Genomic DNA, 14,029 nt, shown 5'->3' on the forward strand with positions numbered 1-14,029 from the left:
GAAGCCAAACCGCGTCCCGGCGGCTTAAAAAAACCTTGGCCGTAGGGCCGCCCACAGCTTTGGTCCTTTCCGTCGCATCCATCCTTGTCATGTCACGCAATATCATGACATTAATGGATCTGACCCTAGGTTATAAACATAGCGTCACCCGATCCGGACACGAAGAAAAGGCCAGCACCATGCTATTGCGCCCTTTTGCGACTTTCGCCCTGTTTTGTTTCGCCCTCTGCGTTGCCGTTTTCGCACCCGGTTCCGCCCGCGCGGCGGGACCAGTCCGCGTCGTTGCCAGCTTTTCAATTCTGGCCGACATGCTCAAAAACATTGGTGGTAACGACGTTTCGGTCACAAACCTGATCGGTCCGGATGCCGACCCCCATGCCTTCGACCCCACGCCGGACGATATGCGCACGATCGCAGCGGCCCGGCTGGTGTTCATTAACGGTCTGGGACTGGAAGGCTGGCTTACCCGCCTGAAATCACAGGGCGAAACCCATAACCACATCGTCACCGCCAGCGCTGGCATCGCGCCGCGCTTGATGAAAGACGGCAAAAAGACCGCCATCGATCCGCATGCGTGGCAGGATATGACCAACGCGCATGTGTATGTGCGCAACATCGCCGATGCGTTGGCCGCGGCGCTCCCGGACGAAGCGGATGCGATCAGAAAGCGCGCCGAAGATTACGATAAAAAAATCGACGATACCGATAAATGGATTCGTAGCCAGATCGACGACATCCCGCCCGCCCGCCGTCTGGTCATCACCAGCCACGACGCTTTCGGTTATTTCTCGCGCGCCTATGGCGTGCAAATGCTGGCGCCACAGGGATTGAGCACGGAAACCGAACCTTCGGCCGCCGACCTCGCGAAACTCGACCGGCAGGTCCGCGATAATCACGTCACCACCGTGTTTCTTGAAAACATGTCCGACCCGCGGCTGATCGAACGTATTGCAAGGGATACAGACGCGCAGGTCGGCAAACCGCTCTATGCCGATGCGCTTTCGCCACCCGACGGCCCCGCGCCGGATTATCTGCGCATGATGCGTTATAACGTGACCAAAATGGTCGCGACGATGCGGGAAGCCGACGAAAAACAACAGGCCGATGCCGCCGCCCGTGCGAACAATACCAGCATCGCCCCGGAAATAGCCGATGAATAAGACCGGTATCCGAAAATTCCTGCGACCGAGCGGATAAGACACATTTATGCGCACCGCCTGCGCGGGGACGCACCGCCACTGACCAAAGACCAGAGTTACGAACCGCGCGCCTGCCGCCGCGCATCGCGGATCATCCGGTGGCGCAGATCGTGCAGCCCTTCCTCTACCCCCACACGGTACGAATAACGCGCGGGCATGCCCTTGTGGCTGTCCTCCAGCATATCCAGCCGCGCCGCCGCCCGCGCACGGCCGTGATGCACGCACTCGGCTGCCGCCACGCGCCGTCCTTGATCGAACACCGGCGCCACCGGGCGATAGGCGGGCGTTCCCGCCGCAAAGACGCGGGCATTCGTTTCGTCCGCGCGGTCGATCGACGACAGCGTGGCCGCCAGCGCGCCGCCGGAAATATCGAACCCGCCGCTAAGCGGCACGATGGTGTCGCCGTCAAAACGCATCCGCGCGCCGTCGGGCGCAAGATATCGGATGACGTCAAGCGCGCCGGGTATCGTGATCTTGCCCGGCACTTCCGACAACTTGATGACGGGACGCCCGTCGATCTCCGCCATTTTATAGACCGCGTTCAAGGTTGGCTGGTCCGGCGCGGTATTAAGATATGCGCCGATCGCATACACGTCGACCGGCGCCTTGCCCGCGCGCAGCGCCGTGATGGTTTTGTAATTCAACCCGTCCGAAGCAATGATTTTTGCGTCCCGGTATCCCGCCGCATCCAGAATGCCGCGCGTCACCCGCGCCAGATATTGCGTATCGCCGGAATCGAGCCGCACGCCCTTAAGGTCGATTCCGCTTTCACGCGCGGCCGCAACCGCGCGCCTTACCCCTTCGGGCGTGTTATAGGTATCGACCAGAAACACGCTGCCCTGCGGCATCGCCCGCGCATAGGCGGCGAACGCCGCGATCTCGCTTTCATACGCCATAACAAAGGCGTGGCCCATCGTCCCCACCGCGGGAATGCCGTACATCTTGCGCGCCAGCACGTTAGACGTGCCCGCGACCCCGCCCAGCCACGCGCCGCGCGCGGCTTCAAGCCCGCCCGCCGCCTGCCCGCGCCTGAGGCCGAAATCCAGAACCGGCGCATCCCCCGCCAGATGCACAAGATGCGAGGCCAGCGTGGCGAACAGCGATTGCGACCCGATCAGGTTCAAAATCGCGGCCTCCACCATCAAACACTGCCATAAAGGTCCGCTGACCCGGATGATCGGTTCTTCCGCGAACGCGATTTCTCCCTCTGGCATCGCGTCGATGCTCAGCTCCAGCTTCGCCGCAGCTAGAAAATCGACAAACGCATCGCTGAACACGCGCGCGCCGCCGGCGGTTTCGGAACGCAAAAGCGCGATATCCTCTGGCAGGAATCGCCAATGGTCTTCCAGCCATGCGAACACCACTTCCTGCCCGCCGGTGACGACGTAACTGCCGCCGAACGGCGCCGAACGGACATAGCCGTGGAACACCGCCTGCGCCATATGCCGCCCATCGGCGAACAGCGCCTGCGCCATGGTCAACGCATAATAATCGGCCCACAGCGCGCTCGCGCCCGGCGCGATCAACCCCTCGCGGTAATGAGGGTATTCCAGCGCGGGGGTAATTTCCGCAAATGGCATTTCGGTCATGGCGCGCATAATCCTTAAAAAAACGCATTATACAGGCGCACAATGCACCGCAAAGCGTGGATTTCCAAGGCTTGTTGGCAAACCCCCCAAATGCTAGAACAAACAGGCATGAACATCCTGATCACCGGCGGCGCGGGTTTCATCGGATCGCATCTGGTCCGCGCGGCACTTTCGTGCGGCCATAGCGTACTCAATTACGATGCGCTGACCTACGCCGCAAACCCGCTGACCCTTGCGGATATCAATACCTCTGCCTACCGTCTGATCCGCGCCGACGTTACCGACGCTGAAAAACTGACCGAAACCCTAACCGCGTTCCGGCCCGACGCGGTGATCCACGTCGCCGCCGAAACCCATGTCGATCGTTCGATCGACGCGCCCGCGCCCTTCATTCATACGAACGTCGCGGGCACGCTTTGCGTGCTTGAGGCCACGCTGGCGTATTGGAAACAGGCGGGCGCGCCCGCGCATTTTCGCCTGATCCACGTCTCGACAGACGAAGTCTACGGCCCGCTTGCCGATTCCGCCCCGCCGGTGCGCGAGGGCGCGGCATACAACCCCTCCTCGCCCTATGCCGCGTCCAAGGCCGCATCGGACCATCTGGCCCGCGCCTGGGCGCGAACATGGGGATTGCCGGTGATCGTCACCCAGTGCGGCAATAATTTCGGCTCCTGCCAATATCCGGAGAAACTGATTCCGCACATGATCCTGCGCGCCCTTGCGGGCGAAACCCTGCCAATCTATGGCGCGGGCGACCAGATCCGCGACTGGATCCACGCCGCCGATCATGCCGACGCGCTTTTGCACGTACTGGGCATGGACCCGGACCAGACCGTGCTGATCGGCGCGCAGGCACCAATGCGCAACATCGACGTGGTGACCGCCATCTGCGCGCATCTCGACGCGCTGGCCCCGCGTACCACCGGGCCGTATGCGGATTTGATCCGCCATGTCGAGGACCGCCCGGGCCACGACCGCCGCTATGCCCTTGATCCCGCGCGCCTGTATGCGACCGGCTGGCGTCCGCGCCATGAGTTCGGACCAGCGCTGCGCGATACCGTCGCATGGTACATAAACAACCCCGCCTGGGTGGAAGAAGCGCGGGAAAAAGGGTATCATTCCGCGCGCATCGGCCAACGCGCCGGCGGCTGAAAAGGGGGTTCGCGGCATGAAAGGCATTATTCTGGCGGGCGGGCACGGCACACGCCTTCACCCTGTTACCCGCGCGGTCTCGAAACACCTGCTGCCCGTCTATAACAAGCCGATGATTTATTACCCGCTGGCGACGCTGATGCTCGCGGGTATCCGCGACATCCTGATCATCACCAAGCCGGAGGACCGGCCTGCCTTTGAGCGCCTGCTTGCCACCGGCGCGGAATGGGGCCTGCGCATCGCCTATGCCGCGCAAAGCGAACCGAAAGGCATTGCCGAAGCCGTGACCATCGGCGCCGATTTCATCGACGGCGAACGTTTCGTCCTGATACTGGGCGACAACATCTTTTTCGGCGCCGGCCTTGGCGAAAGGCTGCGCCACGCCTGCGAAAACAACCGCGGCGCGACCGTCTTCGCGCATCACGTCCGCAACCCGGAAGCCTATGGCGTCGTCGCCTTCGACGCGGCGGGCAAGCCCCTTTCGATCGAGGAAAAACCAAAAAATCCGCAATCCCACTGGGCGTTGACCGGCCTGTACGTTTATGAACCGGACGCAATCGAACGCGCGCGCGCACTGCGCCCTTCCCCACGCGGCGAACTGGAGATAACCGACCTCAACCGCGCCTATCTCGACGCAGGAAAACTGAACCTCGAACGCCTGACACGCGGTTATTGCTGGATGGACATGGGCACGCCGGAAAATCTGCTGGCCGCTTCCGACTACGTCCGCACGATCGAGGATCGGCAAGGCCTGCGCGTCTGCGATCCGAACGAAGTGGCGCGGCTCAATGGCTGGGTCTGACGCCGAATCCCTGCGTGCCTGTTTGCGCGAAAGCGCCGGCGATCTTGCGGCTCTGCTGTCGCGGGAGGACGCGATCCATACCCATGCCCGCGCGCTGGTGTTCGACGGCACGCATCTGGCGAACGACGCCCTGATCGTGAAATGGCGCGCCGATCTTGATGGCGTCGTGCGCGCGATCGGCGACCGCGCCCTTGCCACGCGCCTGATGCTGCTGGCCGCGGCGCTTGAAGGCGCAAACGGCGGACGCAATGCCGCGCTGACATACCTGATTGATGCGCTGTGCGACCCCGACCTGCAAAAACTCGTCCCCGTTGACATCTATCATCGCCTCGCGCGGCATGACTGGTTCGCGGGTCTTGATGCTGCGACCCTCGCACAGATCGTGCGCGCCCACGCGCCGCGCCTGCAAACGGCGGAAAATATCGCCGTCTGGAAAATCGCGCGCATCCAGTGGGCGCTCGGCATGGGTACCAGCGCCGATATGGTCTGGCTGCGCATCGTGCTTGATGCCGTATCCATACCATGGATGCTGCAAGGGCTGGAACGCGGCTATGACGACCTCGCGCTCGTCGTCGAAAACGATCTGTATGGCGGCTGGCTGCGGCGCAGCGAACTGGTCGAACATTTCGTTTCCACCCTCGCAAGCTGGGAACCGCAAATGCTGGCGGCCGGAAAGCGCCGCCGCGCCGCATTGGGCGAACCCGCCCCCATCGCATTGGGCGAACCCGCCCCTATCCATGCATCCGTACCGCATCCCCGCAAACGCATCGGCATTTTTATCCATGCCGCCTCGTGGCTTGCGCATATCGCCTTGCTGCATCGGACGCTTTCTGTCCTTCCTATACCGCGCGCTTATGATATATGCGTTTACGCCTTGACCCGCCGCGACGAAACCATGACCGCGCGCATGGCTGAAATCGGCGTCGATTGCGTATTCATGGCCGACACCTATCGCGGCGAGGACTGGTCGATGCTCGCGCGCTACACGCAACTGCGCGAACGCATGATCGCCGACGGCGTCGACACGGCGATCTGGCTGTGCCAGCCGATGGGCATGAGCTACGCCTTTGGCATGGGGCTTGCACCAAAACAGGTCTATTGGTCGATGAAAACGATGAACAGGGCCCTGACCGCTGCGGATGACTACTGGATGTCGTTTAACGGCCCCGGTGACGTTTTTGAATTTCAGGGCAAGCCCTGGAAACTCGTGCCCGTGACCTTCGACCCCGCACCCGCGCCGGACGAAAAGACAATCGCCGATATCCGCGCACGCTTTGGCCCCGATGCGGTGCTGATGGGCACGCTCGCGCGCGAGGACAAACTCAACCAGCCCGATTTTTTAAACACCGTGTGCGATGCGCTCGACCGCAATCCGACCGCGCATTATCTGTATACGGGGCGCGAGGATCTGCCCGCTATCCGTGGCACGTTCCGCGCGCGCGGACACGACGCACGCGCTCATTTCATTGGCTGGGTCGATACCGCGCTTTACGCCCGCGTCTTCGACATTTACCTAGATTGCTGGCCCGGTCGTTCGGGCGTGACCCTGTTCAACGCGCTGGAGGCTGAAACCCCGATGCTGTTTTACATGGGCGACCATACCAATGACGACACCGTGCGATTGAGTTTTTTCTTCCACATCCTTTCCGAACGCGACGATGGCTGCCATCTCGACGATCCCGCGCTCGATGCCGCTTTCGACCTGCCGGGCGGCGAACGCGCGCTTCTGGCTTGCCGCGATAAAAATGAATACGCCGCGACCCTCGACCGCCTGATCGCGGACGCGCGCTGGCGCAAAACCGTGGGCGGCGCGGGTCGCGCCCTGTACGCCGACCTGACCGACACGCGTAAGACCCGCCGCGTCATCGAATCCCTGCTGGCGGAGGCGCTCAATGCAACAGCCTGAACGCATCGCTATCCTTTCGCGCGGCGACGAACGTGGTGACATGCGCGTGCTGGAGGCGCAGGACGTTGCGGGTTTCGACATCCGGCGCGTTTTCTGGTTTTCCGGCAATGGCGACCCGGCCCTGACCCGTGGTCACCACGCGCACAGGGCGTTGACCCAGTTCATGGTCTGCCTTGAAGGCGCGTTCAGCGTCACGCTCGATCGCATGGACGAACCACGGACCCATCGTCTGGAAGCGTCCGGTTCCGGCCTTCTGGTCCCGCCCGGCTGGTGGGCCGTGCTGCACGATTTCACGCCGGATGCGCGGGTGATGGTGTTTTGTTCCGACCCTTACGACGAATCCGATTACATGCGCGAACGCGCCGAATTCGCCGCATGGCTGAAAGAGCGCGCGACCGGGGAAATCGAATTCTATCCGATGCGCCGCGCGCTTGAGGCCGAACGCGTGATGCTGCAATCCACCTTCGCGCGGGTGCTCGATTCCGGTGTGCTGATCGGCGGCGATGTGCTGACCGAATTTGAATCCGCCTTCGCCACTTATTGCGGTGCCGACCACGTAATCGGCTGCGGCAACGGTCTTGACGCGCTGGCCTTGATTCTTGCGGCATACGGCATCGGTCCGGGGGACGAGGTGATCGTCCCCGCCAATTCCTTCATCGCCTCGGCGCTGGCCGCGACCATGGTCGGCGCGACACCCGTTCTGGCCGATGCGCGACCCGGCACATACGGCCTTGACCCCGATGCCTTCGCCCGCGCGATCACCCCGCGCACCCGCGCGGTCATTCCGGTGCATCTGTACGGCATTCCCTGTGACATGGACGCGATCGTGCAAATCGCGAAACCGCGCGATATCAAGGTGATCGAGGACGCGGCCCAGGCGCAGGGCGCGCGCTATGGCGGCCGTCGCACCGGGACACTGGGCGACGCCGCGGGTTTCAGCTTTTACCCCACCAAAAATCTGGGCGCGCTGGGCGACGCCGGCGCAGTGGCGACCAACGATTCCGCGCTCGCCGCACGGGTTCGCGCGCTTGGCAATTACGGGTCTGCACGCAAATACATCCACGACGTCGCGGGCCGCAATTCGCGCCTTGACCCGGTTCACGCCGCCGTACTGGCCGCGCGCTTGAAAAATCTGGACGCGCAGAATGCAATCCGCGCGCAACACGCCGCCGTTTACAGCGAACTGCTGGCCGGACGCGACGACATCGTTCTGCCCGCGTTGCCCGACGGGGTCGAAAGCGTCTGGCACCTGATGCCGGTACTGGTTGCCGCCGCAAAACGCGATGCGCTGATCGCGCATCTGGCCGCACATGGGATCACCGCCTTGATTCATTACCCGGTGCCGATACACAAACAAAAGGCCTATGCCGCCTTATGCGCGGGGCAAAATTTCCCGATTGCCGAGGATACGGCCGCGCGGCTTGTTTCCCTGCCGCTTACGCCGTGGCACACCCCCGAAGAAATCCGCCGCGTGGCGCAAACGGTCAAGGATTTCCTGGACGGTGCGCGATGACCAAAACCGCCCTTCTGGCCGGAAGCGGATTCAGCGCCCTGCCCATTCTGGCCGCGCTGCGCCGTGCGGGCTGGCGCGTCGTGGTCGCGGGCAACCGTCCGGACGACCCGTGCCATCTATACGCCGATGCTTCGGCGCATATTGATTACGCCGACCCCGATGCGCTTCTGGCCACCGCGCGCGAACACGCCGCCGACGCGCTGGTGCCCGGCTGCAACGACGAATCCTATCTTGCCGCCGCCGACGTCGCCGCCATTCTGAACATTTCCGGACTCGATACACCCGAAATTGCGCGCACCATCCATGAAAAAAGCCGCTACCGCGCCTTGATGCTCGCCCACGGATTTCCGGTGCCGCGTGCCGTTGCGGGCGACGACCCGGCGGGATTAAGCCCGCCTTATCTGGTCAAGCCGGTCGATTCCTCGACCGGGCGCGGCATGACGCGCATCGACGACCCCGCCTGCCTGCCTGTCGCGCTTGAAATCGCGCGTGCCGCGTCGCGCACGGGTAACGCGCTGATCGAGGAATTTTTTACCGGCTCGCTGCACAGCCATTCCGCGTTTCTTGAAAACGGCACGATTCTGTGGGACGTCTTCGCCGACGAGTATTGCACGGTTTATCCCTATGCGGTGAATTGCTCCAACTGCCCGTCCGGGCTGCCCGATGCGCCGCGTGAAACCATGCGCCGCGAAATGACGCGCCTTGCCGCCGCGCTAAAACTCGCCAACGGGCTGCTGCACACGCAATTTATGTGGAACGGGCACGAAATGCGGATCATCGAATCCATGCGCCGCTGCCCCGGCGATCTGTATGGCGAGATGATCGCCCAATCCACGGGTTGCGATTACGCTGCGCGTTACATCGCCCCCTTTATCGGCGCGCGCCAGCCCCAAGCCGCGCCCGCGCCCGAACGCTGCATCGGGCGCCACACGATCACCTTCGCGAAACCCGTCACTGCGTGCGAAATCAGGCTGGATCTGCCCGGCACGCATAACCTGCGCTATGTGCCGCTGGCCGTAAGCGGCGCGCGCATCGACCCAGCGCCGCACGGCAAGCTTGGCCTGTTTTTCGTGGAATTTCCGGACCGAACAAGGATGCTGGAATTCGCGCCAAAATTCGCCGATCATGTGACGCTTGAAAACCCGGAAGGACTGACCCGATGACACCCGGCCTCAAACTCGGCTTTCTTGGCGGCGGCGTCAATTCCGCAATCGGCCATGTGCATGAAATCGCCTGCCGCATGGATTTGCGCTTCGACCTTGTGGCCGGCTGCTTCAGCCGCCATGCGGACGTCAACCGCCACACCGCCGACGCCTATGCGATCGACCCCGCCCGTCTTTATTCGGACCTTGACGCGCTGCTGAAGGCCGAGGCCGGCAATCTGGATGCGCTCGCCATCCTGACTCCGCCCGACCAGCACGCCGACCAGATTATCGCCGCGCTTGATGCGGGCTTGCCCGTGATCTGCGAAAAACCGCTGGCCACATCGGCGGCCGAATCCGCACGCGTGCGCGCGGCGCTTGAACGCACCGGCGGGTTTTTGGGCGTTACCTACAACTACCTTGCCTATCCGATGATCCGCGAACTCAAATCGGTGATCGAAAGCGGGCAACTGGGTGAAATTCGCCAGATCATGGCCGAAATGCCGCAGGAAGGCTTTTTGCGCCTGCGCCCCGACGATACGCCGATGACGCCGCAGGACTGGCGCCGCCGCGATTATACGATTTCCACGGTCACGCTCGACCTCGGCGCGCATCTGCATATGTTCGTGAACTTCCTGACCGGGCGCGCGCCTGAATCCGTCGCCGCCACGGCCGCGACCTTCGGCAATTTTCCCGGCATTGTCGACACGCTCAGCGCGATCGCGAAATATGAAGGCGGCCTGCATGTGAACATGTGGCTGACCAAGGCAGCGCTGGGCCAACGCAACGGCCTGCGCCTGCGCGTATGCGGCAGCGAGGGCACGGCGGAATGGTTCCAGCTCGAGCCGGAAACGCTGGGATTCGCCGACCGGCACGGCCGCCGATGGACGCTTGATCGCGGCCACCCGGATTCGCAAATCGCAAGCCAGCCGCGCTATACCCGCTTCAAGACCGGACATCCGGCCGGATTTATCGAGGCTTTTGCCAATTGCTACGCCGATCTGGCTGACGCGATCCACGCGCATAAAGCTGGCAATCCTGCGCCCGCGCCCTATGTCGTCGGCATAGGCCCCGCCGACGAGGGCATGCGCTTTCTCGAAGCGATGACACAGGCAGCAAGCAGGGGCGAATGGATGGACGTGACATGACCCCGCAGGACATCGCCCGCGACTTTAACGACTGGCTGGCCGAAGCGCCTGCCGAATTCGAAAAAGATAGGCCTGTGTATCTGTTCGGCCGCACGCCCAACAGCGATGCCGCGCGCGCGCACCTGTCCTGCGTCGGCGTCATCGATGATTTCGCCGCCCCCGGCACGCACTGGAACGGCCTGCCCGTATTTCACGGCGATGCCCTGCCGCGTGACGCTATCGTTATCAATACCGCGTTGCACCGCTATCCCGTGACGCTTGATCGCCTGGCGCAATTGCCCAGCGTGGTCGATTACGCGGCGCTGCGCCTGCCGCCTTTGCCGCCCGTGGCGGCTGTCCGCGCGGCCGTGGCCGCGCGCCCGCTGGACCCCGTTTACGAGCGTCTGGACGACGCGGGGAAAAAGGTGCTTTACGACGTCATGCGTTTTCGCCTGACCGGCGACAAAAAATTCATGGCCACGCACACGATGCGCGAGGCTGAACAATATTTCGACGTCGACCTGCGACTTTCCGACGCGCCGGTTTTCGTCGACGGCGGCGCTTATCACGGCGAAAACACCCGGACCTTCTGTACCGACTACCCGCATTACGGCGCAGTACATCTTTTTGAGCCAGGCCCCGCGTCGATGGATACGGCACGCGCGACATTGGCCGGCATGCGCGATACGCATTTCCATCCCTGCGCGCTGGGCGCGCGCGCAGATACCATGGCGTTTGAATCGACCGCCGGCCTGTCGTCGAAACTGACCGCAGACGGCGACATCGCGGTGCGCGTAGCGCGTATGGACGACGAAATCCCGACCCGCGTCGATTTCATCAAACTCGACCTTGAGGGGGCCGAACCGGATGCGCTGGCGGGCGCGGCCCGCCTGATCCGCGACCATCACCCGGCCCTTGCCGTGTGCGTCTATCACGCTGCGGGCGATCTATGGGACGTACCCGCCCGCGTGCTGGCGATCCGTGACGATTACGACCTGACCTTGCGCCATTACACGCAAGGCTGGAACGAAACCGTGATGTATTTCATGCCGCGATGACTCTTCCCTTGGTCACGTTGCAGGGGCTCGCGCCGGAAACCCTGCGCCGCCGTATCGATGGACGGCGCGTTGCGATCTGGGGCACAGGTCCGTTGGCCCGGGATGTACACACCAGCCTGACGAAATCCGGCATCCCTGTTTCTACCTTCCTGCATGACCGCGCCTGCGGCACGTTTCTGGATTTGCCACTATGCGCCCCGGCGCAGGCATTACCGGAAAAACCGTTCGTGATCGTTGCGGCCGCGTCCTATCGCCGCGCGGCGCTTGATATTTCTGCCCGATATGACCTTGAACGTGGACGCGACGTGCTTACACATCTGGATATCGCGCGTCCGCACGCGATTGTCGAAATCGCCGCGCGGAACACGCCCGCCCCGTTTCACCCGATCGCGCGCGACCACGCCCCTGCTTTCATGGACGTTGCGACCTTCACGCGCATCGTCGAAAAACTGGCGGCGGAAATCCCGCTGCTGACGCGCATCGGCCTGTCCCTGTTCGGCGATCCGGAAACCCACCCCGATTACGCCGCGATCAAATCCATCGCCGAACGTATCGCGCCTCTCGCCGAACCGCCGGGGCAAGAGCCTTACCTGATGCCATACGATTACATGCTGGAATACGCGCAAGGCGAAACCATCGCCGCCCCCGTACGCGCGGCGCTGCAAAACCTGCCATGGAATGTCGAAAAAGCCCTGCAACTGGCGCGATCGGATCACCGCCTGCCCTGCCTGTCCCAGCGCGTATTTCCGGTCATCCGCACCGACGGGGCGGTGGTGCTCTGTCACCTGTATGACGGCCCGGTGGTAGCCGAAAATTATCTGGAAACACCATGGGCACGAATCTTGCAAAATCGTCATGAAGCAAGCCACTGCGCACGCTGTCAGGATCAGGGGCTACATCGCCTTGATCTTGACGTGCTGCGCATGCGGCACGACATCGATTTATAAGGACACGCGATGGAGCGCGAGGAATTTTTAAACCTGACCCAAGGCCGCACGGCCTTCGTCTATGCCGTCAATCTGGAGGGCATCGGGTTCATGCGCCGCCTGCGCCATCTGGGGTTGGATGTCGGCGGCTTCATCGATTCCCGTCCTTTTGGCCACAAACACGGTCTGCCGGTGATCCACCCGGATGAATTTTTCGCGCGCGGCGACAAAAACGTTTTTATCCTGATCGCGACCAAGCATGTCGGCATCCGTAAAGAGGCGATGGACCGCTGCAAGGCCTTCGGTCTGGAACGCGGCGCGGGCTTTATGATGTTCACCGATCTGTGCGATTACATGCCGACGGTGGAAATCGCGGGTCTATGCAACCTGCGCTGCCGCACCTGCAACATGGGCCTGCCCGGCGCGAACCAGAAGGGCGGCCTGATGTCCGCCGAAACCTTTGCAAAGGTGATGGCCAAACTTTCGACGGAAATTCCGTTCATGAATTCCATCTATTTGTATTTATGGGGAGAACCGCTGCTCAACCCCGACCTGCCGGAAATCCTGCGCATTACCGCACGCTATGGCGTGGCGTCAGAAATTTCGACCAACCTGATCAACGTCACCCGGCTTGAGGATACGATCGCCGCCGCGCCCGATGTGATCGTCACGCCCTGCGCCGGCATTGGCGAGAATTTCGCGCTTGGCCGCACCGGCGGCACATGGGACGTCTACCGCGATAATCTGTACCGCCTGCGCGAACTGCTTGACCGCTACGGCCACGAAACACAGGTGCGCATCACCTATCACGGCTATAAGAACAACATGGATGAGGATTACGACGTGGTCGAATCCATCGCCCGCGAACTGGACTTCCAGATTTATCCCATCCTTGCCCAGATTTTTCCCGAACGCGTGCTGCGCAAGGTCCTGCATGACGAGCCGATCCCCGATGTCATGCTGGAAGCCAGCAAAAACCTTTGCTATTCGATCGAGGACCAGTTGGCCCACGCCTACAGCAACCGCGACAAATACTGCCCCGTGATCCGCGCCTTCCCGACGGTGCGCTGGGATACCTCGGTCGCGCATTGCTCGAACATGATGGAGCCGGTGGTTGCGAACAGCTACCTTGACATGCCTTTCGACGAAATCCTGCGCACGCGCGACGGCAACGGGTTCTGCGGCCGCTGCATGGATGCGGGCCTGCACCGTTATTTCTACGTCCATACGAAATTCGCGCGCGATGCGAACGGGCGGCGCATCATGGTGCGCGGCTGATACGCGCAAATTATATTCCATAAAAATTTACTTAACCGTTTTTTTACGGCGACGGGGTTAGAACGGAAGGGTAAATGTCCTCCATACCTGACGTGACGACCCATGTTTGACAGTGACCGCCAGTTGCGCCGCTTTTTAAGAACCTCCTTGTTTTTCTGCGTCGTCATTGTCGCGCACTTTGCCGTATCGACGCTGCGCGATACCTATGTCCACTATCGCACGGAACGGCAGGCCGAAAATCTGGCGCGCAACGACGACGATATTTATCGCCGCCTTGGTGTGATCGCCCCTGCGGCAGGCGACGAAACACCACCGACGCACATCAAAATCCGCTGAT

General features: G+C 62.3%; 12 protein-coding genes. 11 read left to right on the forward strand and 1 reads right to left on the reverse strand.

Annotated elements, in window-relative coordinates:
• Positions 1-179 precede the first annotated feature (179 nt).
• A complete protein-coding gene (locus H6866_04090) occupies positions 180-1,160 on the forward strand; it encodes a zinc ABC transporter substrate-binding protein (GenBank protein ID USO08400.1) in 981 nt (326 codons plus the stop codon).
• A gap of 95 nt (positions 1,161-1,255) precedes the next feature.
• On the opposite strand, the gene pncB is transcribed toward H6866_04090, so the two are convergent.
• Complete coding sequence (gene pncB / locus H6866_04095) at positions 1,256-2,779, reverse strand: nicotinate phosphoribosyltransferase (GenBank protein USO08584.1); 1,524 nt, start codon at positions 2,777-2,779, stop codon at positions 1,256-1,258.
• Positions 2,780-2,896: 117 nt separating this feature from the next.
• Between pncB and rfbB the strand changes: the two genes are divergently transcribed.
• The 10 genes from rfbB (at position 2,897) to H6866_04145 (ending at position 14,028) form a co-directional block, all read left to right on the forward strand.
• Positions 2,897-3,940: a dTDP-glucose 4,6-dehydratase gene (rfbB, locus tag H6866_04100; GenBank protein USO08401.1), complete on the forward strand. Its 1,044-nt coding sequence runs from the start codon at positions 2,897-2,899 to the stop codon at positions 3,938-3,940.
• Between the two features lie 16 nt (positions 3,941-3,956).
• Positions 3,957-4,742, forward strand: a complete 786-nt coding sequence (gene rfbA / locus H6866_04105; protein USO08402.1) for a glucose-1-phosphate thymidylyltransferase RfbA — start codon at positions 3,957-3,959, stop codon at positions 4,740-4,742.
• A complete protein-coding gene (locus H6866_04110; GenBank protein ID USO08403.1) occupies positions 4,729-6,648 on the forward strand; it encodes a hypothetical protein in 1,920 nt (639 codons plus the stop codon). Before rfbA ends, H6866_04110 begins: the two co-directional genes overlap by 14 nt.
• The gene (locus H6866_04115) at positions 6,635-8,161 is read left to right on the forward strand and encodes a DegT/DnrJ/EryC1/StrS family aminotransferase (protein ID USO08404.1); all 1,527 of its coding nucleotides are present in this window, start codon (positions 6,635-6,637) and stop codon (positions 8,159-8,161) included. The genes H6866_04110 and H6866_04115 overlap by 14 nt, the downstream gene beginning before the upstream one ends.
• Positions 8,158-9,324: a carbamoyl-phosphate synthase small subunit gene (locus H6866_04120; protein USO08405.1), complete on the forward strand. Its 1,167-nt coding sequence runs from the start codon at positions 8,158-8,160 to the stop codon at positions 9,322-9,324. Before H6866_04115 ends, H6866_04120 begins: the two co-directional genes overlap by 4 nt.
• Positions 9,321-10,451, forward strand: a complete 1,131-nt coding sequence (locus H6866_04125) for a Gfo/Idh/MocA family oxidoreductase (GenBank protein USO08406.1) — start codon at positions 9,321-9,323, stop codon at positions 10,449-10,451. The genes H6866_04120 and H6866_04125 overlap by 4 nt, the downstream gene beginning before the upstream one ends.
• A complete protein-coding gene (locus H6866_04130; GenBank protein USO08407.1) occupies positions 10,433-11,488 on the forward strand; it encodes an FkbM family methyltransferase in 1,056 nt (351 codons plus the stop codon). Before H6866_04125 ends, H6866_04130 begins: the two co-directional genes overlap by 19 nt.
• Positions 11,485-12,435 carry a hypothetical protein gene (locus tag H6866_04135; GenBank protein ID USO08408.1) on the forward strand — a complete coding sequence of 317 codons (951 nt, stop codon included), beginning with the start codon at positions 11,485-11,487 and terminating at the stop codon, positions 12,433-12,435. The genes H6866_04130 and H6866_04135 overlap by 4 nt, the downstream gene beginning before the upstream one ends.
• A 9-nt stretch (positions 12,436-12,444) precedes the next feature.
• Positions 12,445-13,692 (forward strand): hypothetical protein, encoded by a 1,248-nt coding sequence (locus tag H6866_04140; protein ID USO08409.1) that lies wholly within the window; start codon positions 12,445-12,447, stop codon positions 13,690-13,692.
• Between the two features lie 102 nt (positions 13,693-13,794).
• Complete coding sequence (locus H6866_04145) at positions 13,795-14,028, forward strand: hypothetical protein (GenBank protein ID USO08410.1); 234 nt, start codon at positions 13,795-13,797, stop codon at positions 14,026-14,028.
• The last annotated feature ends 1 nt before the right edge of the window (position 14,029 follow it).

This window comes from Rhodospirillales bacterium (genome assembly GCA_023898805.1).
Classification (GTDB): Bacteria; Pseudomonadota; Alphaproteobacteria; order Micavibrionales; family UBA1664; genus UBA6145.

Coding starts and splice junctions, on each gene's coding strand:
- H6866_04090 (USO08400.1), top strand. CDS start 180: ATGCTATTGCGCCCTTTTGCGACTTTCGCCCTGTTTTGTTTCGCCCTC.
- pncB (USO08584.1), bottom strand. CDS start 2,779: ATGCCATTTGCGGAAATTACCCCCGCGCTGGAATACCCTCATTACCGC.
- rfbB (USO08401.1), top strand. CDS start 2,897: ATGAACATCCTGATCACCGGCGGCGCGGGTTTCATCGGATCGCATCTG.
- rfbA (USO08402.1), top strand. CDS start 3,957: ATGAAAGGCATTATTCTGGCGGGCGGGCACGGCACACGCCTTCACCCT.
- H6866_04110 (USO08403.1), top strand. CDS start 4,729: ATGGCTGGGTCTGACGCCGAATCCCTGCGTGCCTGTTTGCGCGAAAGC.
- H6866_04115 (USO08404.1), top strand. CDS start 6,635: ATGCAACAGCCTGAACGCATCGCTATCCTTTCGCGCGGCGACGAACGT.
- H6866_04120 (USO08405.1), top strand. CDS start 8,158: ATGACCAAAACCGCCCTTCTGGCCGGAAGCGGATTCAGCGCCCTGCCC.
- H6866_04125 (USO08406.1), top strand. CDS start 9,321: ATGACACCCGGCCTCAAACTCGGCTTTCTTGGCGGCGGCGTCAATTCC.
- H6866_04130 (USO08407.1), top strand. CDS start 10,433: ATGGATGGACGTGACATGACCCCGCAGGACATCGCCCGCGACTTTAAC.
- H6866_04135 (USO08408.1), top strand. CDS start 11,485: ATGACTCTTCCCTTGGTCACGTTGCAGGGGCTCGCGCCGGAAACCCTG.
- H6866_04140 (USO08409.1), top strand. CDS start 12,445: ATGGAGCGCGAGGAATTTTTAAACCTGACCCAAGGCCGCACGGCCTTC.
- H6866_04145 (USO08410.1), top strand. CDS start 13,795: ATGTTTGACAGTGACCGCCAGTTGCGCCGCTTTTTAAGAACCTCCTTG.